This window comes from Burkholderia arboris (assembly GCF_902499125.1).
In the GTDB taxonomy this organism is placed as follows: Bacteria; Pseudomonadota; Gammaproteobacteria; order Burkholderiales; family Burkholderiaceae; genus Burkholderia; species Burkholderia arboris.
In genome coordinates this window covers 38,981-63,904 of record NZ_CABVPX010000039.1, presented here as the reverse complement: position 1 = coordinate 63,904, position 24,924 = coordinate 38,981, and the positions used below count along the sequence as shown (strand labels likewise).

Genomic DNA, 24,924 nt, shown 5'->3' with positions numbered 1-24,924 from the left:
ATACCCTGTGTTCGTCAATGAGAGCCGATCGATCCGGAGCGCACCGCGTGAATTTACGTCAGGCGCAGCGGTTCGATCATCAGTTTTTCCTCTTCGAGCCGGATCTGCACCGATTTGCCCAGTACTTCGGCGGGCAGCGGGTTCTCGGTTGTTCGATAGATACCCGCGATCGAAATCAGTTCCGGCTCCAGACACGTGCAGAAAATGCGCGCGTCGTGATTGCCGTGCACGCCCGCGAGTGCGCGGCCGCGCAACGGCGCGTAGATGTGGATATTGCCTTCCGCGATGATTTCCGCACCGTGACTGACCGGCGCGAGCACCACGAGGTCTCCTTTCGCGTAAATCTGCTGCCCCGAACGCAACGGCCGGTCGATCACCAGTGTCTGGCCGCCGGCCTGCAAGAGCGTCGGCGCGGGTTCCGACGACTGTTCAGGCGCCGCTGCGGCTGCCGGAGCGGCGGCGGTCCCGGCGGCTGGCACAGCCGCCGGTTCCGCTTCGTCGGCATGTTTCGCGGCCGGCGCGCGGCGGTCGCGCGCCTCGAGCAACGGCAGGCCGGCTTCCCCCGCCCAGCCCTGCGTTGCCAGTGCGACGACGCCCACCGGGCGCATCCGCACGTCGTTCAGCATCTGCCGGATGTCCGCGAGCGCGACGCGTTCGCCGTCAGCCAGGCGGCGGACGTCGATCGCGACGACATCGTCGGCGAAAAACTCGGGAGTCGCTTCGAAGCGCTTGACCAGTTCGGTACGCAACGCGTCGAGATCGGTCGTCTTCACGGTGAACAGCAACGTATCGACCGATCCGCTGCGCAGCTCGAAGAATGGCGATTTTTTAAGCGACATGGACACTCTGCAAAAATTTTTTGCGTATTTTACAGGCGTCCACGCGCGCAGCCATTATTTTTGGGACTCGGGGTTGCGGCGGCCCGGACGGGTACGCAACCGGCAGGCGGGCAGGCCAGCGGGCGATTCGATGTTCATCGCGCCGTGCAGCCCGCGTTTTGACGTCGCGTCAGTGCTTCACCTGCGACACGAACAACGATTTCATCGCGCCGGGCATCCGCGCGATCGGCGCATGTTCGCCGGTGTTGCCGAAACCCGCGCGCTCGTAGAAGCGGATCGCGTTGCGGTTCGCATCGGCGATCCATGCGTAGACATCGCTGGCGCCGCGTTCGGCAAGCCATGCGGTGGCCGTCTCCAGCAGCAGCACGCCGCCGCGCAGATGGCGCACCGCGTGCGCAACCCACAGCTCGCTGACGAACGCGCGCCGATCGGGCGTGTTGTCGAAATACGCGCCGATCATGCCGGCCGGATGGCCTTCGGTGTACAGCAGGAAAGTCGTCGACTCGTCGGACACGGCGCGCTGCGCGGCAATCGCCGACGCTGCGTCCGTTTCGACGTTCAGCAATTCGGCCTCCGGCGCTTCGCCGGGCGCGTAGGGCTCACGCAGCGATGCGGCGCGGAGTTCGCGATACACGCCGCCCTGGTCGGCAACGATACGACGAACGGTCAAGGTCGAACTCATGCAGGCACAGCCCCCTTCGGACAGCAAGCTATTAGCTTCAACCGAAAGCGGGGCATGAGTCAAATCGTTATTTTCAAATGGCGGCGCGGATTGAAAGGCAGCAGTTGTCATCAGCGCGATGCAGGCCCATCGGTGTGCAGGTGCAGCATCGGTGCATCGACGCAGGCTGCCGGGCGGCAATCGCAGGGCCGTCGCCCGGCGCTTCGCCCCGTTCGCCTTGCGATGCGCGGCCGTCGGGTTTCGGGTCGCATTGCGTCGCCCCGTCGCGGCCGTAACGCCGCGTAATACCGGCAAACAAAAATCGCGGTTCGCCCATCTTCGTCTCGCGCTCTTTATTGCGATGCAACATTTGTTGCGGACCCGCCAACCTCGCACGCGCGCGCAGCCTGTCACGCCATTCTTCTGACAATCTGCGCAGCCTGCGGGTCGATCCGGCCTCGCAAGCATGTTTCAATCAGCGCGCGCCGGCCCTTCCCCGCATGCGCCGCACGCCCCCCGTTCGTTTGGAGCGCCGTGCCTAGCGCTGGCGTTTGGCAAGCGTGCGCGCGAGTCGTATAACAGGCAGAACCGGGCAACGATCCGGTGCCGCCGCGCGCGCGTCGCGGACCCACGAGGATTCGAACAACCGTGCATGCGGCCGCCCGCGGGCCGGCCGACTGGAGGGAGACAATGGCAATGACCGACGGATCGGCTTCGGGCTGGTCGGATGGGAAGCGTTACCTGTGGCTGCTCGGCGCACTGACGATCACGCTGCCGATCCTCGCCGCGCAGCTCGCGCTGTCGACGGGCCTGCACGTGTTCTGGTGGTTCGGCCCGCTGTTCGCGTTCGGCGTGATCCCGGTCCTCGACACGCTGATCGGCGACGATCGCGACAATCCGCCCGAGGCCGTCGTGCCGCACCTCGAACGCGAGCGCTATTACCGGTACATCGTCTATCTCGCGACCTTCGTCGAATACGTCGCGTTCTTCGCCTGCGTGTGGATCGTCGGCACGCACGCGCTCGCGTGGTACGACTATGTCGGCTTCGCGCTGTCGCTCGGCGCCGCGACGGGCATCTCGATCAATACCGCGCACGAACTCGGACACAAGACCGACCGCTTCGAACGCTGGCTCGCGAAGATCACACTCGCGCCGGTCGCGTACGGCCACTTCTACGTCGAGCACAATCGCGGCCATCACGTGCGCGTCGCGACAGCCGAGGATCCGGCGAGCGCGCGCTACGGCGAGTCGTTCTGGGCGTTCCTGCCCCGCACGGTAACCGGCAGCATCCGTTCGGCATGGCGGCTCGAAAAGGCCCGCCTCGAGCGACTCGGACATTCGCCGTGGACCTGGCGCAACGAAGTGCTGCACGCATGGGCGATGACCGTCGTCGTCTGGGGCATCGCGATCGCGATGGCCGGCAAGGTGGTGATCCCGTTCCTCGTGATCCAGGCCGTCTACGGCGCCTCGCTGCTCGAAGTCGTGAACTACGTCGAGCACTACGGGCTCGGCCGCCGCAAGCTGCCGAGCGGCCGCTACGAACGCTGCACGCCGCAGCATTCGTGGAACAGCAATCACGTCGTCACCAACCTGTTCCTGTACCAGTTGCAGCGGCACGCCGACCATCACGCGAACCCGACGCGCTCGTACCAGGCGTTGCGCCACTTCGACGATTCGCCGCAACTGCCGGCCGGCTACGCGACGATGATCCTGTTCGCGTACGTGCCGCCGCTCTGGTATCGCGTGATGAATCCGCGCGTCGTCGCGCACTATCGCGGCGACATGGCGCATTCGAACATCAAGCCGTCGATCCGCGCCAGGGTGCTCGCGCAGTATCCGGCCGCGGCGTGATGGGCGGGCAAGCGCCGGGGAGACGCCGGCATCCGGTTCAGCCGGCGCCCGACCGCGGTCCCGTTACGCGGGCTCCGGCAGCCTGAACACGGCCACCGCGTGCCGCAGTGCGCTCGCCTGCTCGGCCAGTGCCTGCGTCGCGGCCGTGGCCTGCTCGACGAGCGCCGCGTTGCGCTGCGTCGCCTCGTCCATCTGCGTGACCGCGACATTCACCTGCTGAATGCCGCCGCTCTGTTCCTGCGACGCAGACGAGATCTCGCCGACGATCGTCGTCACGCGCTGCACCGCGCCCACGATCTCGTGAATCGATTCGCCCGCGCGGCCGATCAGCACGGCGCCCTCGTCGACCCGCTGCGTCGATTGCTCGATGAGCCCCTTGATCTCCTTCGCGGCCGACGCGCTGCGCTGTGCAAGCGTGCGCACTTCCGCCGCGACGACCGCGAAGCCGCGCCCCTGCTCGCCCGCGCGCGCCGCCTCCACCGCCGCGTTCAACGCGAGGATGTTGGTCTGGAAGGCGATACCGTCGATCACCGTGATGATTTCGCCGACCTTCGCCGCGCTGTCGGCGATGCCGTTCATCGTGTGGACCGCGTCCGTCATGACGCCGCCGCCGGCCGACGCGATATGCGACGCGTCGCGCGCCAGCTGCGCCGCATGCTGGGCGTGCTCGGCCGACTGGCGCACGATGCCGGTCAACTGGGTCATGCTGGCGGCCGTCTCCTCGAGCGACGCGGCCTGCGACTCGGTACGCGCCGACAGATCGTGATTGCCCGACGCGATCTGCGCGCTCGCGGTGGCGACGGCTTCGGCATGCGTACGCACCTCGAGCACGACACCGGACAGGCTCGCCTGCATCGTCTGCAGCGCGCGCAGCAGGTCGGCGATCTCGTCGCGGCCGGTTGCGTCGACGTCGCGCGTCAGGTCGCCTTCGGCGACAGCCTGCGCGCACGCCACCGCACGGTCGAGCGGACGCAGGATCGCACGGCTGAACAGGAACGCGCCGGCCATCGCGACGCCGAGCACGACCAGCATCAGCGCGAGGCTCGCGGTGGTCGCGTGCCGCGCGTCGCGACTCGCCTGCGCCGACACGGCGGCGCTCTCGGCAGCGATCGACTTTGCCGCTTGCTCCAGCAGTGCCGCGGGTTCGCGGTCGACGCCCGCCACGGCGGCATCGCCGGCCGACGACTCGAAACCGGCGGCCTTGAACGCGTCGAAGCCGCGCCGGTAGCCATCGCCCATCGCCGTATGCGCGCGCATGAACTGCTCGACGAGCGCGCGACTGTTGCCGGGCGGCAACTGGCGGACGAGCTGCGCGCCGAGCGAATCGACCGCACGTTCGCGCGTCTGGAACGCCTGCCAGTACCGGTCGAGATTGTCGGGCTGCTTGCCGCGCAACAGCGTGTCCTTCCATTCCTGCACCTGCAGCTTGAACTGCACGAGCGTGGCCGACACAAGCCGTTCGTCGCCGACGTTCGCCTGCACGTCTTCGGCGAACGTATCGATCGACCGGTTGAGGATGTGAATACCGTACAGCGCGCCACAGAACATCAGCAACAGCGCGACGGCGAATGCGAGGGGAATCTTGTAGCTCAGCTTCATGGGACCTTGAATCGACGGAGAACGATGCGGCCCGGCTTGGATGCCGGCCGCCGCACCGTGTTAACGGCGCCGGGATCGAAGGCTTAAAACTGAGGAAAGCGGTACAGCCCGGGGCGCGGCACGGGCTGCTCAGGTCGGATGCGTTGCGCGCGGCCCGGCTGCCGCGGCGGTGCGTGAGCCCGCCGTCCAGCGGCGCACGACGGCGATCGACACCCCGCCGAATACGATCCCGGCAATCACGTCGGCCAGGTAATGGCCGCCCTGTGTCGGGGTCGCCGCGAGCATCGTCGCGTTCAGGACGGCCGCCGCGGGAAACACATAACGCACATGCCGCACCGCGTAGGCGAGCAACAGCGCGAGCATCGCGTGAAATGACGGCAACGACACGAGCCCCTGCGATTCGGACAGGTTGAATTGCCGAAGCTGTCCGTTACGCAGCAGGTCGTAGTGAGACACGGTCGACACCGTGCCCGGTTCGGTGACGCCGAAATGGACAAATGCGCTTTGTGCCGGGAACGGCGTCGAGATCAGGACAACGATCAGCAGCGCGACGGCGAACAGCGCGATGAATTCGGCGAGGTCGTCATGCCGCCGCGTGGTGGCGAGAATGAACGGGACGGCGATCAGTTGCACGATGCTGCTGCGGTACGCGAACTCGAGCACGCGGTGCAGTTCCGCATGCGCATTCACCCAGCGATAAAAGTCGAGCCAGTGGAAACCGAGCAATGCGTCGAACCGGACGAGACCGGCTTCGATCGACGGCGGCGCGAGTGCGACACACAGGTAGTCGAGCACGACGATGGCCTGGCTGAAGGCGGCAATCGCCACGATGCACAGCAGCGCCAGCACCGATTCGCGCAGCCACCCTGCGCGTGCGTGCTCGCGATAGCGCCTCTTGTGCGACAACGCGATCAGCACGACGGTGGCGGCACCTGCTGCCAGCCCTGCAACGGACACCGCATTGCCGACCACCAGCGCAATGCCTGCGCGGTGCGCGCCGCGGATGTCCACGACTGCAATGACGGCAGTCAGCAGTGCAATGGCCGTCAGGACTTTCGACAGTCGGTTCGTCATGGAGTGAGGTGCGTCACGCAGCGAGACTGCATCGAAGATGCGGCACGCATCGTGCGCGCAGTTGGTCGCCATCGTATCAGCACGATACGGTACGCCGGTAGCCGGCGTGCTGCCAAGGCATCGCCAACGATGCAGTCGCACTGCAGACCCAAAAACGAAAAACCCCGTGATCCTTTCAGATCACGGGGCTTCGTATTTTGGCGGAGAGGGTGGGATTCGAACCCACGGTACGGGGAAACCGTACGCCTGATTTCGAGTCAGGTACATTCGACCACTCTGCCACCTCTCCTTCCTTACTGCATTTCGCGGTTGGTCGTTTCCGCGAAAGAAAAGATTATAAGACGATCTCTTCGAGGATGACAAGCCCTTTGTGCAAATTATTTTACGAGGGCTTCGAAGGCCTGCGTTACGACGCCTGTGCCGGCGCGTCGATGCGCTCCATGCCACCCATGTACGGACGCAGTGCTTCCGGCACCGTGACCGAACCGTCGGCGTTCTGGTAGTTCTCCAGCACCGCGACGAGCGTGCGGCCAACTGCAAGGCCCGAACCGTTCAGCGTATGCACGAGCTCCGGCTTGCCCTGCGCATTGCGAAAACGCGCCTGCATCCGGCGCGCCTGGAACGCCTCGGTGTTCGAGCAGCTCGAGATCTCGCGATAGGTGTTCTGCGCGGGCAGCCACACTTCGAGATCGAACGTCTTCGCGGCCGAGAAACCCATGTCGCCGGTACACAGCGTGATCACGCGGTACGGCAGGCCGAGCTTCTGCAGAATCGCTTCCGCGTGGCCGACCATCTCGTCGAGGGCCGCATACGATGCTTCCGGCGCGACGACCTGCACCATCTCGACCTTGTCGAACTGATGCTGGCGGATCATCCCGCGCGTGTCGCGGCCGTACGAACCGGCTTCCGAGCGGAAGCACGGGGAATGCGCGGTCAGCTTGATCGGCAGCGCGGCTGCGTCGACGATCGACTCGCGCACGGTGTTCGTCAGCGAGATCTCGGACGTGGAAATCAGGTACTGCGTGACCGTGTTCTCCGCACCGCCCTTCTCGACGCGGAACATGTCGTCCGCGAACTTCGGCAGTTGGCCCGTACCGTAGAGGATCTCCGGATTCACGATGTACGGCGTGTACGTCTCGGTGTAGCCGTGCTGCTGCGTGTGCGTGTCGATCATGAACTGCGCGAGTGCGCGGTGCAGGCGCGCGATCGGGCCGCGCAGCATCGTGAAACGCGCACCGGCGAGCTTCGCGCCCGTCTCGAAATCGAGGCCGAGCGGCGTGCCGACATCGACGTGATCCTTCACCTCGAAGTCGAACTGGCGCGGCGTGCCCCAGCGGCGTGCCTCGACGTTGTCGGCTTCGTCCTTGCCGACCGGCACGCTTTCGTGCGCGACGTTCGGCATGCCCAGCATCAGGTCGGACAGACGCGCCTGGATGTCGCCGAGCTTGGCTTCCGACGCCTTCATGTCGTCGCCGATCCCGCCGACCTCGGCCATCACGGCCGACGTGTCCTCGCCCTTCCCCTTCATCGCGCCGATCTGCTTCGACAGGCTGTTGCGGCGCGCCTGGAGCTCTTCGGTGTGGGTCTGGATCGCGCGGCGTTCCGCTTCGAGAGCGGAGAACGCGGCGACGTCGAGGGTGTAGCCGCGATCGGCGAGGCGCTTCGCGACGCCGTCGAGGTCTTTGCGCAGCAACTGGATGTCGAGCATGGGAGGACTTGGAAAATCGTTGTGTAAGACGGGAATTCTAACGCACCGCGCGGCCGCCACGGCATTGGCCGGACGGACAATGCCGCAAACGGGCGGCGGCCGTGGCAGTATGGCCTTGCCGGGCCGCAACGTCGGCTGCCGGCGAATCGCGGCGCGTCGCACGGTTGCCGATCGCAAATGCCGGTGCCGGCTGGCGGCAAGGGATCGCGCGAAGCGCCGGCTCCGCATCACCGCAACCCCGGGGAACCCGATGGCCATCGAGCTCGACAAGGATGTCCGCGATCGCGCAGTCGCGTCGCTGCAACGCTATTTCACAGAAAACATGGACGAGCCGATCGGCAACATCCAGGCCGGCGCACTGCTGCATTTCTTCATCGAGGACATCGCGCCGGCGATCTACAACCTCGCGATCGCCGACGCGCAGGAACGCCTGCACGCGCGCGTCGCCGAACTCGACATCGAATGTCACGAGGAGCCGTTCGAATACTGGAAGAAACAGCAGCCGGGCCGCAAGCGCTGACGCAGCGGCCGCCGCGCAGGCCCGACCGGCCCACGCGTTGCCGCGTCAGTCCTTCTTGCCGGCCTCACGGTCGAGTTCGCGCAGCCACGCAAGCTTGTCGGCGATCTTCGATTCGAGCCCGCGCGGCACCGGCTGGTACCAGCGCGGCTCGCGCATTCCGTCCGGCAGGTACGTCTCGCCGGCGGCATACGCGTTCGGCTCGTCGTGCGCGTAACGGTACGCATGGCCGTAGCCGAGTTCCTTCATCAGCTTGGTCGGCGCGTTGCGCAGATGCACGGGCACCTCGCGCGACTTGTCCTGCTTCACGAACGCCATCGCCTGGTTGAACGCGTTGTAGCCGGCGTTGCTCTTCGCCGCGCACGCAAGATAGATCACCGCCTGCCCGAGCGCGAGTTCGCCTTCCGGCGAGCCGAGCCGCTCGTAGGTTTCGGCCGCGTCGTTCGCCATCTGCAGCGCGCGCGGATCGGCGAGGCCGATGTCTTCCCACGCCATCCGCACGATGCGCCGCGCGAGATACTTCGGATCGGCGCCGCCGTCGATCATCCGGCAGAACCAGTACAGCGCGCCGTCCGGGCTCGACCCGCGCACCGACTTGTGCAGCGCCGAGATCTGGTCGTAGAAGTTGTCGCCGCCCTTGTCGAAGCGCCGCGCGTTCAGCGTCATCGCGCTGCTGACGAATTCGGCATCGATCGTCGCGGTGCCGGCCGACGTCGCCGCCGTCTGCGCCTGTTCGAGCAGGTTCAGGAAGCGGCGCGCGTCGCCGTCCGCATAGCCGACCAGCGTATCGATCGCCTTGTCGTCGAACGACAGGCCGTCGAGCGCGATTTCCTGCGCGCGCTTCAGCAACTGGCGCATCTCGTCGTCGTCCAGCGACTTCAGCACGTACACCTGCGCCCGCGACAGCAATGCCGAATTGACCTCGAAGCTCGGATTCTCGGTCGTCGCGCCGATGAAGGTCACGAGCCCCGACTCGACGAACGGCAGCAACGCATCCTGCTGCCCCTTGTTGAAGCGGTGGATCTCGTCGACGAACAGGATCGTGTGGCGGCCGGTGCGGTTCAGCGTGTCCCTCGCCTGCTCCATCGACTCGCGGATGTCCTTCACGCCGCCGAGCACCGCGGACAGCGCGATGAACTCGCAGTCGAACGCAAGCGCGGTGAGCCGGGCGAGCGTCGTCTTGCCGACGCCGGGCGGCCCCCACAGGATCATCGAATGCGGCTTGCCCGACTCGAACGCGAGCCGCAGCGGCTTGCCTTCGCCCAGCAAATGCGTCTGGCCGATCACCTCGGCGAGCGTCTTCGGCCGCAGCGCCTCGGCGAGCGGGCGGCGCGGCTCGACTTGAAACAGGTCGGACATGAACCCTCGCTCCACATCAAACGATGGCGGCCGAACCGGCCGCCGGACCCGACATTATGACAGCCGCGCGACGGCACTGCCGCGCCCGGTGCCCGCGCCCGGTGCCCGCGCCCGGAAACAACACGGGCCTGCCGTCACCGGCAGGCCCGTTGCGCAAGAGCGGCGCGCGGCGCCGGTCAGCCGGTGATCACGTCGGCGCCCTTCGGCACCACGAACTTGAACGTATCGCCCTTCAGCGGCGGGTTCGTCTGGATGTTCGTGAAGGTCAGCAGCGTGACGTTGCCGAACACGTCGTGCAGTTCCATCGCGGCGAGCGTGCCGTTCCGGAAACCGATGCCGATCCGCTGGAACTGCGTGTCCTGCGCCTTCGGCAACATCTCGAGCCACTCGATGCCGCCCTTCTCGCCGGCATCGCGCAGCGTGTAGTTCTTGTCGAGATCGTTGCTGCCGAACAGGATCGCGGCGGGGCTCGCGCCCAGCGCGCCGTTCAGCTTGCGCTCGGTGACCTGGTTCAGGTCGCGGTCGTACACGTAGAGCTTGTCGCCGTCGGCCTGCAGCACCTGCTGGTACGGCTTCTGGTACGTCCAGATGAACTTGCCGGGACGCGCGAACACGAACGTGCCGCTCGAATTGTCGGTGGGCTTCGGTGCGGCCTGCGCGGCGCTCGCGCCCTTGGCCGGCGCCTTGACGATCTGCTGCGTGAAATCGCCCTTCGCCGAACGCACCTGCGACACGAAGGCCTTCAGCTGCTCGGTACCGCCCGCGAACGCGTGCGTCGCCGCGAGCATCAGCGATGCGCCGGCGAGCGCCGCGCCGAGCCAGCGCCGCGTCGAACGAAGGGAAGGGGCGAACGAAAGTTGCTGCATGATGCGGTTTTCTCCCTGGGTGGCCGGCGCTGCGGGCGCCGCGGACTCATTCCGCGTCGCGCGCCGGCACAAGAATTTCGCGGTTGCCGCTCGACGACATCGCCGACACGAGCCCCGACTGTTCCATCTGCTCGAGCAGCCGCGCCGCGCGGTTGTAGCCGATCCGCAGATGACGCTGCACGAGCGAGATCGACGCGCGGCGGTTCTTGATGACGATCTCGACCGCCTGGTCGTACAGCGGATCAGACTCGTCGCCGCCTTCACCGGTTCCCGCGCCGGCCGAGCCCTCGTCGCCGTCGGCGGTGCCGCCTTCGAGCAGGCCCTCGACGTAGTTCGGTTCGCCGTGCTCCTTGAGCTTCTCGACGACGCGATGCACTTCGTCGTCGGCGACGAACGCGCCGTGCACGCGCACCGGCAGCCCGGTGCCGGGCGCCAGATACAGCATGTCGCCCATCCCGAGCAGCGATTCGGCGCCCATCTGGTCGAGAATCGTGCGCGAGTCGATCTTCGACGACACCTGGAACGCGATCCGCGTCGGCACGTTCGCCTTGATCAGGCCCGTGATCACGTCGACGGACGGACGCTGCGTCGCGAGGATCAGGTGGATGCCGGCCGCGCGCGCCTTCTGCGCGATCCGCGCGATCAGTTCCTCGACCTTCTTGCCGACGACCATCATCAGGTCGGCCAGCTCGTCGATCACGACGACGATGTTCGGCAGGCGGCCGAGCGGCTCCGGATCCTCGGGCGTCAGGCTGAACGGATTCGGGATCTTCTCCTCGCGCTTCGCCGCGTCGTCGATCTTGTTGTTGTAGCCGGCGAGGTTACGCACGCCGAGCTTGCTCATCAGCTTGTAGCGGCGCTCCATCTCCGCGACCGTCCAGTTCAGCGCATGGCCGGCCTGGCGCATGTCGGTGACGACCGGGCACAGCAGGTGCGGAATGCCTTCGTAGACGCTCATTTCGAGCATCTTCGGATCGATCAGGATCAGGCGCACCTGTTCGGCGGTGGCCTTGTACAGCAGCGACAGGATCATCGCGTTGATCCCGACCGACTTGCCCGAACCGGTCGTGCCGGCCACCAGCAGGTGCGGCATCTTCGCGAGATCCGCGCACACCGGCTTGCCGCCGATGTCCTTGCCGAGGCTCAGCGTCAGCGCCGACGACGCGGCCGCGTACACCTCGGAACCGATGATCTCGGACAGGTGCACGGTCTGGCGGCGCTGGTTCGGCAGCTCGAGCGCCATGTAGTTCTTGCCGGGGATCGTCTCGACGACGCGGATCGACACGAGCGACAGCGAGCGCGCGAGATCCTTCGCGAGGTTGACGATCTGGCTGCCCTTCACGCCGGTAGCCGGCTCGATCTCGTAGCGCGTGACGACCGGGCCCGGATACGCGGCGACGACGCTCGCCTCGACGCCGAAGTCCTTCAGCTTCTTCTCGATCAGGCGCGACGTGAATTCGAGCGTATCGGCGGAAATCGCTTCCTGCGTCTTCGGCGCGGGGTCGAGCAGCGACACCGGCGGCAGCGTCGAATCGCCCGGCAGGTCGGTGAACAGCGGCACCTGGCGCTCGCGCTCGACGCGCTCGGATTTCGCCGGCGTGACGACCGGCGGCACGATCGTCACCGGCTCGTGATCCTCGATGCGCACGCGCTCCTCTTCGACCTTGCCTTCGCGGCGCACGGCCGCGGCCTCGCCGAGCTTGCGGTCGCGCTCGGCCTCGCGGCGCAGCTTCGCGACGTTGACGGCGGACAGGATCGCGCCGCCGACGCGCTCGGCGACCGACAGCCACGAGAAGCGGAAATACAGCGACAGGCCGATCGCGAGCGCGATCAGCAGCAGCAGCGTGCCGCCCGTGAAGCCGAACGCATGCGACATCGCGCCCGCGACGGCCTCGCCGACGACGCCGCCCGGCGCGCGCGGCAACTGCACCTTCAGCGACCACATGCGCAGCGCCTCGATGCCGTCGCACGCGAGCACGACCAGCACGAACGCAAAGATTTCGGTGAGCCAGCCGATCGGCCGCTCGGGTTCGTCGGGAATCGCCTCGTGGCGCGTGATGCGACGGTAGTTCGCGGCGATGCGCCGCCCGAGCGGCACGATCAGCCAGTAGGCCGACAGGCCGAACAGCAGCAGGATGATGTCGGCCGTCCACGCGCCGACGCGGCCGGCCCAGTTCGAGATGTGATCGACCTGGGCGGCGTGCGTCCAGCTCGGATCGCGCCGGCTGTAGCTCAGCAGGGCCATCACCAGAAACGCACAGAGCGCAACCTGGAGAATCCAGCGGATCTCCGTAAGGAGCTTCGACATCCGGTGCGGCAACGCCTGTGCCTGGGCGGAATAAGGAGCTTTTGCCATGAATCCGTATAAAGAGGACGGGCTGCGGGCCCGCCTGTCGTTCGATCCCGCATATTGTAAGCGCTGCACCGGGCCGCCAAGTGTAAATGACGGTTACATAACGGGGCCGGGGTCAGGCCGGCGCGCCGGATGCGCTTCGCAGCCGCCCTTTCGCTCCGGTCCGACCGGCCGTCGGGCGCCGCCGGTCCGCCACCGCGATTCGGCGCCGCGCCCCGCCGTGCACGTGCGGCAACGCGCCGCCGCGCGCCCTGCTCGCCCAGCATGCGCGGCCGTTGCACCGCGCGACACTATCGCCGCGATTGAAACTCTCGTTCGGCAACGCAGCAACGGGACCTTTATAATGCGCGTCTGATACCCATCTATGACGGCATCCCGGTCACTCCGGATCGTACGGCGAGCCCTACCCCGCCCGCCGCGGCCGCCTTTTACGGATTCGCACATGTCCACGCCCAAACACGCCAAAGTCCTGATTCTCGGTTCCGGCCCCGCCGGCTACACGGCTGCCGTCTATGCAGCACGCGCCAACCTGTCCCCGGTGCTGATCACCGGCATCGCACAGGGCGGCCAGCTGATGACCACGACCGATGTCGAAAACTGGCCGGCTGACGCAAAAGGCGTGCAGGGTCCGGAGCTGATGGCACGCTTCCTCGAGCACGCCGAGCGCTTCAACACCGAAATCGTCTTCGACCATATCCACACGGCGAAGCTGCACGAGCAGCCGATCCGCCTGATCGGCGACTCGGGCGAATACACGTGCGACTCGCTGATCATCGCGACCGGCGCGTCGGCCCAGTATCTCGGCCTGCCGTCCGAAGAACTGTTCATGGGCAAGGGCGTGTCGGCCTGCGCGACCTGCGACGGCTTCTTCTATCGCGGCCAGGAAGTCGCGGTGATCGGCGGCGGCAACACGGCCGTCGAGGAAGCGCTCTACCTGACGGGCATCGCGAAGAAGGTCACGGTGATCCATCGCCGCGACAAGTTCCGCGCGGAGCCGATCCTGATCGACCGCCTGCTGGAGAAGGAAAAGGAAGGCGTCGTCGACATCAAGTGGGATCACGTGCTCGACGAAGTGACGGGCGAGGATTCGGGCGTCACGGGCCTGCGCATCAAGAACGTGAAGACCGGCGCGACGGAAGACCTCGCGGTGCAGGGCGTGTTCGTCGCGATCGGCCACAAGCCGAACACCGACCTGTTCCAGGGCCAGCTCGAGATGAAGGACGGCTACATCCTGACGAAGAGCGGCCTGCACGGCAACGCGACGTCGACGAGCGTCGCCGGCGTGTTCGCTGCAGGCGACGTGCAGGACAACGTGTATCGCCAGGCGATCACGAGCGCGGGCACGGGCTGCATGGCCGCACTCGACGCGCAACGCTACCTCGAAAGCCTGCACGACAAGAAGTAAGCCGCGAGCCTTGCCGCGCCGGGCGCTACAATGGCGTCCGCTGCCGCGAAGCGGGCTCGACCGGAAAGCCGCTGCCGCCGTGCAGCGGCTTTTTTTTGCCCGCGCGCCCGAACGCGCCTGCCCTGCTACCGAATCATGGCGAAGAACCAGCCCCATCCGAGCGATCCCGCGAAGCGGAAGATCGCTGCCCGTCCCGCGAACCCCGCGCCGGCCGCTCCGCCGCCCGCGCCCGATCCGGCCGCGTTGCGCGGCCAGGGCCTCGCGGGCCTCGGCGCGTTGCGCAAGTCGCTGCAAGGCGAAGCCGACCGCCGCGAACGCGCGCGCGTCGAAACCGCGAAAGCCGAGCGCAAGGCGGAAGCCGACGCGAACCTGTTCCGCAACGAAATCGGCTCGATCCGGCCGCTGAACGCTCCGCCGCGCGCGTCGGCGGGCCGCACGCCGCCGGACCCGGTGCCGAAGCAGACGCAGCGCGACGAGGAAGCCGTGCTGAACGCGACGCTGTCCGACGAATTCGATCCCGAGACGCTGCTCGACAGCGACGACTCGCTGTACTACCACCGCCCCGGCATCAGCCGCGACGTCGTGCGCAAGCTGCGCAGCGGCGCGTGGATCGTGCAGGCGCAGATCGACTTGCACGGAATGCGGCGCGACGAGGCACGCGATGCGCTCGCCGAATTCATCCGCGAAGCCGGCAAGAAGGGGCTGCGCTGCCTGCGCGTGATCCACGGCAAGGGGCTCGGCTCGATCGGCAAGGAGCCCGTGCTGAAAGGCAAGGTGCGCGCGTGGCTCGTGCAGAAGGAAGAAGTGATCGCGTTCTGCGAAGCGCGCGGCAACGACGGCGGTGCCGGCGCGGTGCTCGTGCTGCTGCAGCCGCATGCGGCGCCGGCCGAGCGGGGGCCGCGTGCCGCATCCTAGGCTGACGCTCGCGATCGCGGTATTGGAGGCGATCGCCACGCTGGCCTTCGCGATTTCGGGTTTCATCGAGGCGCGCAAGAACCGCCTCGATTCGGTCGGCACGTTCGTCGTCGCGCTCGCGACCGCGTTCGGCGGCGGCACGCTGCGCGACATCCTGCTCGAGCGCCGGCCATTCTACTGGGTCGTGCACGACGACTACGTGATCGCGATCTTCGTGCTCGCGCTGTTCGCGCCGTTCGTGCTGCGAATGCTGTCGCGGCTGTCGGCCGAACGGCTGCTGCTGATCGCCGATGCGATCGGGCTCGGCATCTTCAGCATCTCCGGCACGGCCATCGCGCTCGACGCCGAGATGCCGCGCTTCATCGCGGTGATGATGGGCGTGATCACCGGTGTGGTCGGCGGAATCGTCCGCGACGTGCTGTGCAACGACATCCCGCTGATCCTGCGCGATTCGCGGCCGTACGCGACCTGCGCATTCGTCGGCTGCTGGTTCTACCTGCTGCTCGTGTGGCTGCAGTTCGACTCGGTATACAGCGTGCTGCTCGCGACCGGCTTCATCCTCGTCGCGCGGCTCGCGACGTTCAAGTTCGACGTGCGGCTGCCGCACTGATCGCCATGACCGCGGCCACGTCAGCCGCATCGCCGAAACAAAAAAGGGGCCGTTCGACACGGCCCCTTTCTCCAACGCTCGGCGTAACCGCCGCTTTACGCGATCCGCTCTTCCGACGCCGGATCGAACAGCACGGCCTTCGACACGTCGAACAACAGCGACTGCGTCTGCCCCGGCTGCGGGTTCGCGGCCGGATGCACGCGGCTCACGATCCGCTTGCCGTTCACCTGTGCGAACACGTGCGTGTCCGGCCCGGTCGGCTCGGTCACGTCGACGCGCACGTCGATCGGCTGCAGCTTCGACGCCTCGCCGTGGTGCGCGTTGCGCGCGTCGGTGATGCGCTCCGGGCGCAGCCCGAGGATCACCTCGCGGCCGACGTGGCCGTTCATCCGTTTCGCGTCGAACGGCAGGTTCAGCGCGCTGCGCGCGAGGCCCGTGTCGATCTCGAGCGCGATCCCGCTGCCCTGCTCGACCAGCTTGCCGTTGATGAAGTTCATCGGCGGCGCGCCGATGAAGCCCGCGACGAACAGGTTCGACGGCGAATCGTAGATCTCCTGCGGCGCGCCGAACTGCTGGACTACGCCGTCCTTCATCACCGCGATCCGGTCGCCGAGCGTCATCGCCTCGATCTGGTCGTGCGTCACGTAGACGATCGTCGTGCCGAGGCGCTGGTGCAGCAGCTTGATTTCCGCGCGCATCTCGATGCGCAGCTTCGCGTCGAGGTTCGACAGCGGCTCGTCGAACAGGAACAGCGACGGATCGCGCGCGAGCGCACGGCCCATCGCGACGCGCTGGCGCTGGCCGCCGGACAGCTGGCCCGGCTTGCGGTCGAGCAGGTGCTGGATCTGCAGCATCTGCGACACGCGGTCGACGATCTGCTGCTGCTCGTTCTTCGGCACCTTGCGGATGTTCAGGCCGAACGAGATGTTCTCGCGCACCGTCATCGACGGATACAGCGCGTACGACTGGAACACCATCGCGATGTCGCGATCCTTCGGCGACAGGTCGTTGACGACCTTGCCGTCGATGCAGATCTCGCCGCTCGTGACCGTCTCGAGCCCGGCGATCATGTTGAGCAGCGTCGATTTCCCGCAGCCCGACCCGCCGACCAGGATCAGGAACTGTCCGTCCTCGATCTCGATGTCGACACCCTTCAGGACCGGCACCCCGTTCGGGTAGGTCTTGTACACGTCACGGATGGAAAGGCTTGCCATGCTGTGAATCCTCTGTCTCGTCTCGCGCGGCGCACTCGGGCGCCGCGTCGGGTTCGTTTCGATGCGCCGCGCGTCGTGCGCGGCCGGTTCGTCGTATCGGATAAAGCCGCGCTTACCCCTTCACCGCGCCCGCCGTCAGCCCGCGCACGAAGTAGCGGCCGGCGACGATGTAGACGAGCAGCGTCGGCAGTGCGGCGATGATCGCGCCGGCCATGTCGACGTTGTACTCCTTCACGCCCGTCGACGTGTTGACGAGGTTGTTCAGCGCCACCGTGATCGGCATCGAATCGACGCCGGAGAACACGATCCCGAACAGGAAGTCGTTCCAGATCTGCGTGAATTGCCAGATCAGGCACACCATGAAGATCGGCAGCGACACCGGCAGCAGGATCTTCGTGAAGATCGTGAAGAAGCCCGCGCCGTCGATGCGCGCGGCCTTCACGAGTTCGGCCGGCACGCTCACGTAGAAGTTGCGGAAGAACATCGTCGTGAACGCGATCCCGTACACGACGTGCACGAACACGAGGCCCGGAATCGTGTTGGCGAGGCCCAGCATCCCCTGCAGGCGCGCCATCGGCAGCAGGATCACCTGGAACGGGATGAAGCAGCCGACCAGCATCATCGTGAACAGCGCGTCCGCGCCGCGAAAGCGCCAGTGCGTGAGCACGTAGCCGTTGAACGCGCCGATCAGCGACGAGATCAGCACGGCCGGGATCACCATCTGCAGCGAGTTCAGGAAGAACGGCTTCATCCCGTCGCAGCGCACGCCGGTACAGGCGCCGCTCCACGCCTTCACCCACGGGTCGATGGTCCACGTGGTGGGCGGCGTCAGCAGGTTGCCGGTGCGCAGCTGGTCGAGATCCTTGAACGACGTCGACAGCATCACGTAGATCGGGAACAGGAAATACAGCGCGAACAGGATCAGTGCCGCATAGATCACTGCCCGGCTGATCGTCATCTTAGGCTGCATTGCGGGTGCTCCTCGATTCCATATACATCAGCGGCACCAGCACCGCGACCACGGTCGCGAGCATCATCACCGAGGACGCCGCGCCGAGCCCGAGCTGGCCGCGGTTGAACGAAAACGTGTACATGAACATGGCCGGCAGCGACGACGACGTGCCGGGGCCGCCTGCCGTCAGTGCAACGACGAGGTCGAAGGTCTTGATCGTGATGTGGCAGAGGATCAGCAGCACCGAGAAGAACACCGGGCGCATGCTCGGGATCACGATCTTGCGGTAGATGGTCGGCAGCGTCGCGCCGTCCACCTGCGCGGCCTTGAAGATTTCCGCATCGACACCGCGCAACCCCGCGAGGAACAGCGCCATCACGAAGCCGGTCGACTGCCACACGGCCGCGATCACCACGCAGAAGATCGCCTTGTCCGGATCGTCGAGCCAGCCGAACGAGAAACTCGTCCAGCCCCAGTCGTGCATCACCTTCTCGAGGCCGAGGCCCGGGTTCAGGATCCACTGCCACGCGGTGCCGGTCACGATGAACGACAGCGCCATCGGGTACAGGAAGATCGCGCGCAGCGCGCCTTCGTTGCGGATCCGCTGGTCGAGCAGGATCGCGAGGAACAGCCCGAGCGAGACGCAGACCACGATGAACGGGATCCCGAACCAGCCGAGGTTCGCGGCGGAGGTCCACCACACGTCGTTCTGGAACAGGTCCGAGTAACGGCCGAAGCCGTCGAATTCGTAGTTCGGCAACAGTCGCGAGTTGGTCAGCGACAGATAGCCGGTAATCAGGATGAAGCCGTAGATGAACACCACGGCGATCGCGACGCTCGGCGCAAGCACGAGCTTCGGGATCCAGCGATCGGCGAAGGCCGACATCGGCGACGTACGCCGTGCGGCGGCAGCGCCGGATCCGTTTCCGCTAAGAGGGGCAGCCACTTGATTCGACTCCTGGAACGAGGGCGACGCAGGCCGGGCCGGCGCCAGGTACGGCACGGGCCCGCGGGCGAGCCCGTTTGCTGCACATGCAAAAACGCCCGGCCGATGAAGCGCTTCCGGCCGGGCGCCTGTCGCGCGTTACTTGACCTTCGCGGCCTTCGCGAGCGCGGCGACCGCGCTCTTCGAATCCTGCTGCGAGTTCATGAACTTCGTCACGACGTCCGTGATCGCGCCGGCGGTCGCGTCGCTTTGCGCCATCCCGTGCGCGAGCGACGGGACGAAGCCGCCCGACTTGATCGCGGTCTGCTCGTCGGCATACGACTTCTTCGCGCAGTCGTCGAACTTGTCCATCTTCACGCCGAGACGCACCGGCACCGAACCCTTCAGCAGGCTGAACTGCTCCTGGAAGTCCGGCGTCATGATCGTCTTCGCGAGCGCGAGCTGGCCCGGCGTCGCCGCCTTCTCGCCCTTCTGCTGGAAGAACACGAACGAATCGACGTTGAACGTGTACGCATTCGCCGTGCCCGGCACCGGTGCGCAGATGTAGTCCTTGCCCGACTTCTTGCCGGCGTTCTCGAACTCGCCCTTCGCCCAGTCGCCCATGAACTGCATGCCGGCCTTGCCGTTGATGACCATCGCGGTCGCGAGGTTCCAGTCGCGGCCGTTACGGCCCGTGTCGAAGTAGCCCTGGATCTTGCGCACCGTGTCGAACACCGACAGCATCTGCGGCGACGTCAGCGTCGCCTGGTCGAGGTCGACCAGCGCCTTCTTGTAGAACGCCGGGCCCTGCGACAGCACGACGTCTTCCCACAGCGTCAGGTCCTGCCACGGCTGGCCGCCCATCGCGACCGGCTGGATGCCCGCGGCCTTCAGCTTGTCGGCCACCGCGAAGAATTCGGGCCAGGTGGTCGGCACCTTCGCGCCGACCTTGTCGAGCGCGGCCTTGTTGATGTACAGCCAGTTCACGCGGTGCACCGAGAACGGTGCGGCGACGGTATGGCCCTTGTACTTGATGATCTTGTCGATTTCCGGCGGCAGGTTCTGCTTCCAGTCGCCGGCGGCGGAATCGATGTTGACGAGCACGCCCTGGTCGGCCCAGTCCTGGATCAGCGGGCCCTTGATCTGCGCGGCCGACGGTGCGTCGCCGCTGATCACCTTGGTCTTCAGTGCCGTCATCGCCGCGGCGCCGGCGCCGCCCGCGACCGCGAAATCCTTCCACACGTAGCCCTGCTTCTGCACGTCGTCCTTCAGCACGCCGACGGCCTTCGACTCGCCACCCGAGGTCCACCAGTGCAGCACGGTTACATTCTCGGCTGCCTGCGCCGCCACGGCGCCAGCCATCAGACCCGCGGCGCAGAGCGCACCCATGATCGAGCGAACTTTCATTACTTATCTCCTCCAGACTGAATCAACTCGTGAGGTTCCCTGACCGGGAACCGGCTTCTTGATAACGACGGGGAAATCGAGCCGCGGGACGCATGCAGCGTACGGGCCGATGACCGGCCGGGCTCTTACAGAAAGCGTGAATCGAGATTCAACGGCGTGTCTCCTCTTTGTGTTTCTGGCCCGCCGCGATGCTGCGACGCGAGCCCGGGGCCGACGGCGCGCTGACGATGCGCGCCGCCAATGTCCGATAACATTCGGCACAAGGCGCTCCCGAAGGCGAAGCTCGCGCAGCTCATCGGCCGCACATCTTTTTTTCTTCGCCCAGGTGCTACCCCTTGCGGCGGATTGTAGTTAAACTACAATTCAGTGTCAAAAATATTTTTATCGCACTACGGATCGCTTCCCAGCACCCCCAACACGGCGGAGACACATGCATACCGATTCCAGCTTTACCTTCGTACTTTTCGGCGGCACCGGCGATCTGTCGATGCGCAAGATCCTGCCCGCGCTATTCGAAGCGCACCGCGCGAACATGCTCGCGTCGAGCGGCCGGATCGTGGCCGTGGCGCGGCACGAATCGGATCGGGCGGCCTATCTCGAATGGGTCGATACGCACGTGAAGCCGCATGCGGCGAAGGCCTCCGGTAAGGCGTTCGACGACGCCGCGTGGAAGTCCTTCCTCGATCGCATCGAATACGTGAAGCTCGACCTCGGCCGCGCGGAAGACTACGTCGTGCTGCGCGACGCGATCGCGGCGCTGCCCGGCATCCGCGTGTTCTATCTGGCGACGGGCCCGTCGCTGTTCGTGCCGATCTGCAAGGCACTCGCGTCGGTCGGCCTGAACGAAGGCGCGCGCATCGTGCTCGAGAAGCCGCTCGGCTATGACCTGAAATCGTCGAACGCGATCAACGATGCGGTGGGCGAGATCTTCGCGGAAGGCCAGATCTACCGGATCGACCACTACCTCGGCAAGGAGCCGGTGCAGAACCTGCTCGCGCTGCGCTTCGGCAACGCGCTGTTCGAGCCGCTGTGGCGCCGCGAATGGGTCGAGAGCATCCAGATCACGATTGCCGAGGAGCTCGGCGTCGAGGCGCGCGGCGATTTCTACGACAATACCGGCGCGCTGCGCGACATGGTGCAGAACCACCTGTTGCAACTGCTGTCGATCGTCGCGATGGAGCCGCCGCATTCGATGGATTCCGACTCGGTGCGCGACGAGAAGCTGCGCGTGCTGCGCGCGCTGAAACCCGTCGATCCGCGCGATATCGGCAAGGTGGCCGTGCGCGGCCAGTATCATGCGGGCGTGATCAAGGGCGCGCAGGTGCCGGCCTACGCGACCGAGCCGGGCGTGAAGCCCGACAGCCAGACCGAAACCTTCGTCGCACTGAAGGTCGAGATCGAGAACTGGCGCTGGGCCGGCGTGCCGTTCTTCCTGCGCACCGGCAAGCGTCTCGCCGACCGCGTCGCGGAGATCGTCGTCAATTTCCGCCCGGTGCCGCACTCGGCGCTGGGCCCCACTGCGCTGCGCCCCGGCTCGAACCGCCTCGTGATCCGGCTGCAGCCGAACGAGACGATCCGCCTGTACTGCCTCGCGAAGCAGCCCGGCGAAGGGATGAACCTCGCGAGCGTGCACCTCGACCTCGCGTTCGACCAGTTCTTCAAGGAAGGGCAGATGGAGGCGTACCAGCGCCTGCTGCTCGACGTGATCAACGGCCGGCTCGCCCTCTTCGTGCGACGCGACGAACAGGAAGCCGCATGGCGCTGGGTCGAGCCTATCCTGAACGAATGGGCGCGCACGCTGAAGCCGCCGAAGCCGTACGCGGCGGGCACCTGGGGGCCGGCCGCGGCGAGCGCGATGCTCGCGCAGCACGACACCTGCTGGCTCGAAGAAGAAAACTGATGCAAAAACCGTTGCCGCGCGCGCCACCGTCCGCGGCAACGTGCCCCACGATTCGTACGATTTGAACAGACAAAGCAGTCCGGAGGAGATGTGATCGAGATTCACGCTTTCGACACCCAGGAAGCGCAAAGCGAAGCGCTCGCGCGCGCCGTCGGCGAGGCGCTGCGCGCCGCGCTCGCCGGCCCCGCGCGCCCGACGCTCGCGGTGTCCGGCGGCACGAGCCCGCGCCCGTTCCTGCACACGCTGTCGCACGCGGCGCTCGACTGGGCCGGCGTCGACGTCACGCTGGTCGACGACCGCTGGGTGCCGGAGGACGACGCGGCCAGCAACGCGCAGCTCGTGCGCGACACGCTGCTGCAACACGCGGCGGCCCCTGCCCGCTTCCTGCCGCTCGTCGACACGCGCAGCACGCTCGACGCGCATGTCGCCGCGCTGAACGCGAACGCCGACTACCGCGTGCCGACCATCGCCGTGCTCGGCATGGGCGAAGACGGCCACACCGCGTCGATCTTCGCCGACGCGCCCGAATGGGACCACGCGATCGCGACACAAGCACGTTTCGTCGCCGTCCATCCGGGCGCCGCGCCGCATGCGCGCGTGAGCTATTCGCTCGATGCGCTGAAGCGCGTCGACCGGTTGTTCCTGCTGATCGCGGGCGCTCGCAAGCGCGAGGTGCTCGACGCCGCGGCCGCGTCGCTGCAGAAGAACGCGATTTCCCAACTGGCCAACGACAAGGGGACCCAGCTCGATGTCTACTGGTGCGCAAAGTAAGGCGGTCGTCGCGGGTCAGCATGCCGACGGTCCGCGCCTGCTCGCGGACGTCGGCGGCACCAACGCGCGCTTCGCGCTGGAAACCGGCCCGGGCGAAATCACGCAGATTCGCGTGTATCCCGGCGCCGACTATCCGACGCTCACCGACGCGATCCGCAAGTACCTGAAGGACGTGAAGATCAGCCGCGTGAACCACGCGGCGATCGCAATCGCCAATCCGGTCGACGGCGACCAGGTCACGATGACCAACCACGACTGGAGCTTTTCGATCGAGGCGACGCGCCGTGCGCTCGGCTTCGACACGCTGCTCGTCGTCAACGATTTCACCGCGCTCGCGATGGCGCTGCCGGGCCTGACCGACGCACAGCGCGTGCAGGTCGGCGGCGGCACGCGCCGCCAGAACAGCGTGATCGGGCTGCTCGGGCCCGGCACCGGCCTCGGCGTATCGGGGCTGATTCCGGCCGACGACCGCTGGATCGCGCTCGGCAGCGAAGGCGGCCACGCGTCGTTCGCGCCGCAGGACGAGCGCGAGGACCTGGTGCTGCAGTACGCGCGCAAGAAGTTTCCGCACGTGTCGTTCGAACGCGTGTGCGCGGGCCCCGGCATGGAGATCATCTATCGTGCGCTCGCCGCGCGCGACAAGAAGCGTGTCGCCGCGACCGTCGACACGGTCGAGATCGTCGAGCGCGCGCATGCGGGCGACGCCCTCGCGCTCGAGACGGTCGAATGCTTCTGCGGGATTCTCGGCGCGTTCGCGGGCAGCGTCGCGCTGACGCTCGGCTCGCTCGGCGGCGTGTACATCGGCGGCGGCGTCGCGCTGAAGCTCGGCGAACTGTTCACGCGCTCGTCGTTCCGCGCGCGCTTCGAGGCGAAGGGCCGCTTCACGCACTACCTCGAGAACATCCCGACCTACCTGATCACCGCCGAATACCCGGCGTTCCTCGGCGTGTCGGCGATTCTCGCCGAGCAGTTGTCGAACCGCTCGGGCGGGGCGTCGTCGGCCGTGTTCGAACGGATCCGCCAGATGCGCGACGCGCTGACGCCGGCCGAGCGCCGCGTGGCCGATCTCGCGCTGAACCATCCGCGCTCGATCATCAACGACCCGATCGTCGATATCGCGCGCAAGGCCGACGTGAGCCAGCCGACCGTGATCCGCTTCTGCCGTTCGCTCGGCTGCCAGGGGCTGTCGGACTTCAAGCTGAAGCTCGCCACCGGCCTGACCGGCACGATCCCGATGAGCCACAGCCAGGTGCATCTCGGCGACACGGCCACCGACTTCGGCGCAAAGGTGCTCGACAACACGGTGTCCGCGATCCTGCAGTTGCGCGAGCACCTGAATTTCGAGCACGTCGAGAACGCGATCGAGATCCTGAACGGCGCGCGGCGCATCGAGTTTTACGGTCTCGGCAACTCGAACATTGTCGCGCAGGACGCGCACTACAAGTTCTTCCGCTTCGGCATCCCGACGATCGCGTACGGCGACCTGTACATGCAGGCCGCATCGGCCGCGCTGCTCGGCAAGGGTGACGTGATCGTCGCGGTGTCGAAGTCGGGGCGCGCGCCCGAGCTGCTGCGCGTGCTCGACGTCGCGATGCAGGCCGGCGCGAAGGTGATCGCGATCACGTCGAGCAACACGCCGCTCGCGAAGCGCGCAACCGTCGCGCTCGAAACCGACCACATCGAGATGCGCGAGTCGCAACTGTCGATGATCTCGCGGATCCTGCATCTGCTGATGATCGACATCCTCGCGGTTGGCGTCGCGATCCGTCGCGCATCGACGAACGGCGAGGTGCCCGAGGCGGTTGCGCAAGCGAAGGCGCGCGCAAGCGACGACGAAACGGCCGACGTGCTCGACTGGCTGAGCCACGGCGCCTCGCCGGCGGCGAAGGACGTCGCGCGGGACTGAGGCGCGGTGCGGCGTCAGCCGCTTCCTGCGCCTCAAAGAAAAACGCCACCGCGCGCGATGCGCCGGTGGCGTTTTTCTTTGAGTGGCGAGGC

The 24,924-nt window shown here is 66.7% G+C and carries 21 protein-coding genes and 1 tRNA gene; 8 read left to right on the top strand and 14 right to left on the bottom strand.

Going from position 1 to position 24,924, the window contains the following annotated elements; all coding sequences use genetic code 11:
• Positions 1-53: 53 nt before the first annotated feature.
• The 3 genes from minC to BLA15945_RS32940 all read right to left on the bottom strand — a co-directional run bounded on the left by minC (position 54) and on the right by BLA15945_RS32940 (position 1,870).
• Positions 54-839, bottom strand: a complete 786-nt coding sequence (minC, locus tag BLA15945_RS32950) for a septum site-determining protein MinC (RefSeq protein ID WP_174994320.1) — start codon at positions 837-839, stop codon at positions 54-56.
• A 169-nt stretch (positions 840-1,008) separates the two neighbouring features.
• Entirely contained in the window at positions 1,009-1,632 is a 624-nt protein-coding gene (locus BLA15945_RS32945; protein ID WP_233464347.1) for a GNAT family N-acetyltransferase, read from the bottom strand.
• On the bottom strand, positions 1,595-1,870 hold the full coding sequence (locus BLA15945_RS32940) for a hypothetical protein (RefSeq protein ID WP_233464346.1): 276 nt from the start codon (positions 1,868-1,870) through the stop codon (positions 1,595-1,597). Before BLA15945_RS32940 ends, BLA15945_RS32945 begins: the two co-directional genes overlap by 38 nt.
• Positions 1,871-2,190: 320 nt before the next feature.
• Between BLA15945_RS32940 and BLA15945_RS32935 the strand changes: the two genes are divergently transcribed.
• Positions 2,191-3,351: an alkane 1-monooxygenase gene (locus BLA15945_RS32935; RefSeq protein WP_059235603.1), complete on the top strand. Its 1,161-nt coding sequence runs from the start codon at positions 2,191-2,193 to the stop codon at positions 3,349-3,351.
• A gap of 63 nt (positions 3,352-3,414) precedes the next feature.
• Here the strand turns inward: BLA15945_RS32935 and BLA15945_RS32930 are convergent, their stop codons facing one another.
• The 4 genes from BLA15945_RS32930 to serS all read right to left on the bottom strand — a co-directional run bounded on the left by BLA15945_RS32930 (position 3,415) and on the right by serS (position 7,732).
• Entirely contained in the window at positions 3,415-4,950 is a 1,536-nt protein-coding gene (locus BLA15945_RS32930; protein WP_059235605.1) for a methyl-accepting chemotaxis protein, read from the bottom strand.
• A gap of 129 nt (positions 4,951-5,079) precedes the next feature.
• Entirely contained in the window at positions 5,080-6,024 is a 945-nt protein-coding gene (locus tag BLA15945_RS32925; RefSeq protein ID WP_063805258.1) for a phosphatase PAP2 family protein, read from the bottom strand.
• 198 nt (positions 6,025-6,222) lie between these two features.
• Positions 6,223-6,313: transfer RNA gene (locus BLA15945_RS32920), tRNA-Ser, on the bottom strand.
• Between the two features lie 117 nt (positions 6,314-6,430).
• Entirely contained in the window at positions 6,431-7,732 is a 1,302-nt protein-coding gene (serS, locus tag BLA15945_RS32915) for a serine--tRNA ligase (protein WP_174994319.1), read from the bottom strand.
• Positions 7,733-7,982: 250 nt separating this feature from the next.
• On the opposite strand from serS, the gene BLA15945_RS32910 reads away from it, so the two are divergent.
• Complete coding sequence (locus BLA15945_RS32910; RefSeq protein ID WP_059235611.1) at positions 7,983-8,252, top strand: DUF2164 domain-containing protein; 270 nt, start codon at positions 7,983-7,985, stop codon at positions 8,250-8,252.
• 45 nt (positions 8,253-8,297) lie between these two features.
• On the opposite strand, the gene BLA15945_RS32905 is transcribed toward BLA15945_RS32910, so the two are convergent.
• From BLA15945_RS32905 to BLA15945_RS32895, 3 genes are all read right to left on the bottom strand, one after another.
• Entirely contained in the window at positions 8,298-9,608 is a 1,311-nt protein-coding gene (locus BLA15945_RS32905) for a replication-associated recombination protein A (protein ID WP_174994318.1), read from the bottom strand.
• Positions 9,609-9,784: 176 nt separating this feature from the next.
• Positions 9,785-10,474 carry an outer membrane lipoprotein chaperone LolA gene (gene lolA, locus BLA15945_RS32900; RefSeq protein WP_174994317.1) on the bottom strand — a complete coding sequence of 230 codons (690 nt, stop codon included), beginning with the start codon at positions 10,472-10,474 and terminating at the stop codon, positions 9,785-9,787.
• Positions 10,475-10,520: 46 nt separating this feature from the next.
• Positions 10,521-12,830 carry a DNA translocase FtsK gene (locus tag BLA15945_RS32895; RefSeq protein WP_059235616.1) on the bottom strand — a complete coding sequence of 770 codons (2,310 nt, stop codon included), beginning with the start codon at positions 12,828-12,830 and terminating at the stop codon, positions 10,521-10,523.
• Positions 12,831-13,269: 439 nt separating this feature from the next.
• Between BLA15945_RS32895 and trxB the strand changes: the two genes are divergently transcribed.
• The 3 genes from trxB to BLA15945_RS32880 all read left to right on the top strand — a co-directional run bounded on the left by trxB (position 13,270) and on the right by BLA15945_RS32880 (position 15,757).
• Complete coding sequence (gene trxB / locus BLA15945_RS32890) at positions 13,270-14,232, top strand: thioredoxin-disulfide reductase (protein ID WP_059235619.1); 963 nt, start codon at positions 13,270-13,272, stop codon at positions 14,230-14,232.
• Positions 14,233-14,367: 135 nt separating this feature from the next.
• Complete coding sequence (locus tag BLA15945_RS32885; protein ID WP_059235621.1) at positions 14,368-15,147, top strand: Smr/MutS family protein; 780 nt, start codon at positions 14,368-14,370, stop codon at positions 15,145-15,147.
• Positions 15,107-15,757, top strand: a complete 651-nt coding sequence (locus BLA15945_RS32880) for a trimeric intracellular cation channel family protein (protein WP_049030589.1) — start codon at positions 15,107-15,109, stop codon at positions 15,755-15,757. The genes BLA15945_RS32885 and BLA15945_RS32880 overlap by 41 nt, the downstream gene beginning before the upstream one ends.
• Positions 15,758-15,852: 95 nt before the next feature.
• On the opposite strand, the gene BLA15945_RS32875 is transcribed toward BLA15945_RS32880, so the two are convergent.
• From BLA15945_RS32875 to BLA15945_RS32860, 4 genes are all read right to left on the bottom strand, one after another.
• Positions 15,853-16,971 carry an ABC transporter ATP-binding protein gene (locus tag BLA15945_RS32875; protein ID WP_059235625.1) on the bottom strand — a complete coding sequence of 373 codons (1,119 nt, stop codon included), beginning with the start codon at positions 16,969-16,971 and terminating at the stop codon, positions 15,853-15,855.
• A gap of 112 nt (positions 16,972-17,083) precedes the next feature.
• Complete coding sequence (locus BLA15945_RS32870; protein WP_043181722.1) at positions 17,084-17,941, bottom strand: carbohydrate ABC transporter permease; 858 nt, start codon at positions 17,939-17,941, stop codon at positions 17,084-17,086.
• The gene (locus tag BLA15945_RS32865; RefSeq protein WP_174994316.1) at positions 17,931-18,869 is read right to left on the bottom strand and encodes a carbohydrate ABC transporter permease; all 939 of its coding nucleotides are present in this window, start codon (positions 18,867-18,869) and stop codon (positions 17,931-17,933) included. The genes BLA15945_RS32870 and BLA15945_RS32865 overlap by 11 nt, the downstream gene beginning before the upstream one ends.
• 138 nt (positions 18,870-19,007) lie before the next feature.
• Entirely contained in the window at positions 19,008-20,255 is a 1,248-nt protein-coding gene (locus BLA15945_RS32860) for an ABC transporter substrate-binding protein (RefSeq protein WP_059235629.1), read from the bottom strand.
• A gap of 430 nt (positions 20,256-20,685) precedes the next feature.
• On the opposite strand from BLA15945_RS32860, the gene zwf reads away from it, so the two are divergent.
• The 3 genes from zwf (at position 20,686) to BLA15945_RS32845 (ending at position 24,832) form a co-directional block, all read left to right on the top strand.
• Positions 20,686-22,155 (top strand): glucose-6-phosphate dehydrogenase, encoded by a 1,470-nt coding sequence (gene zwf / locus BLA15945_RS32855; protein ID WP_059235631.1) that lies wholly within the window; start codon positions 20,686-20,688, stop codon positions 22,153-22,155.
• A 90-nt stretch (positions 22,156-22,245) separates the two neighbouring features.
• Positions 22,246-22,926 carry a 6-phosphogluconolactonase gene (gene pgl, locus BLA15945_RS32850; protein ID WP_059235633.1) on the top strand — a complete coding sequence of 227 codons (681 nt, stop codon included), beginning with the start codon at positions 22,246-22,248 and terminating at the stop codon, positions 22,924-22,926.
• Positions 22,904-24,832 (top strand): bifunctional transcriptional regulator/glucokinase, encoded by a 1,929-nt coding sequence (locus BLA15945_RS32845; RefSeq protein ID WP_059235635.1) that lies wholly within the window; start codon positions 22,904-22,906, stop codon positions 24,830-24,832. Before pgl ends, BLA15945_RS32845 begins: the two co-directional genes overlap by 23 nt.
• Positions 24,833-24,924 lie beyond the last annotated feature (92 nt).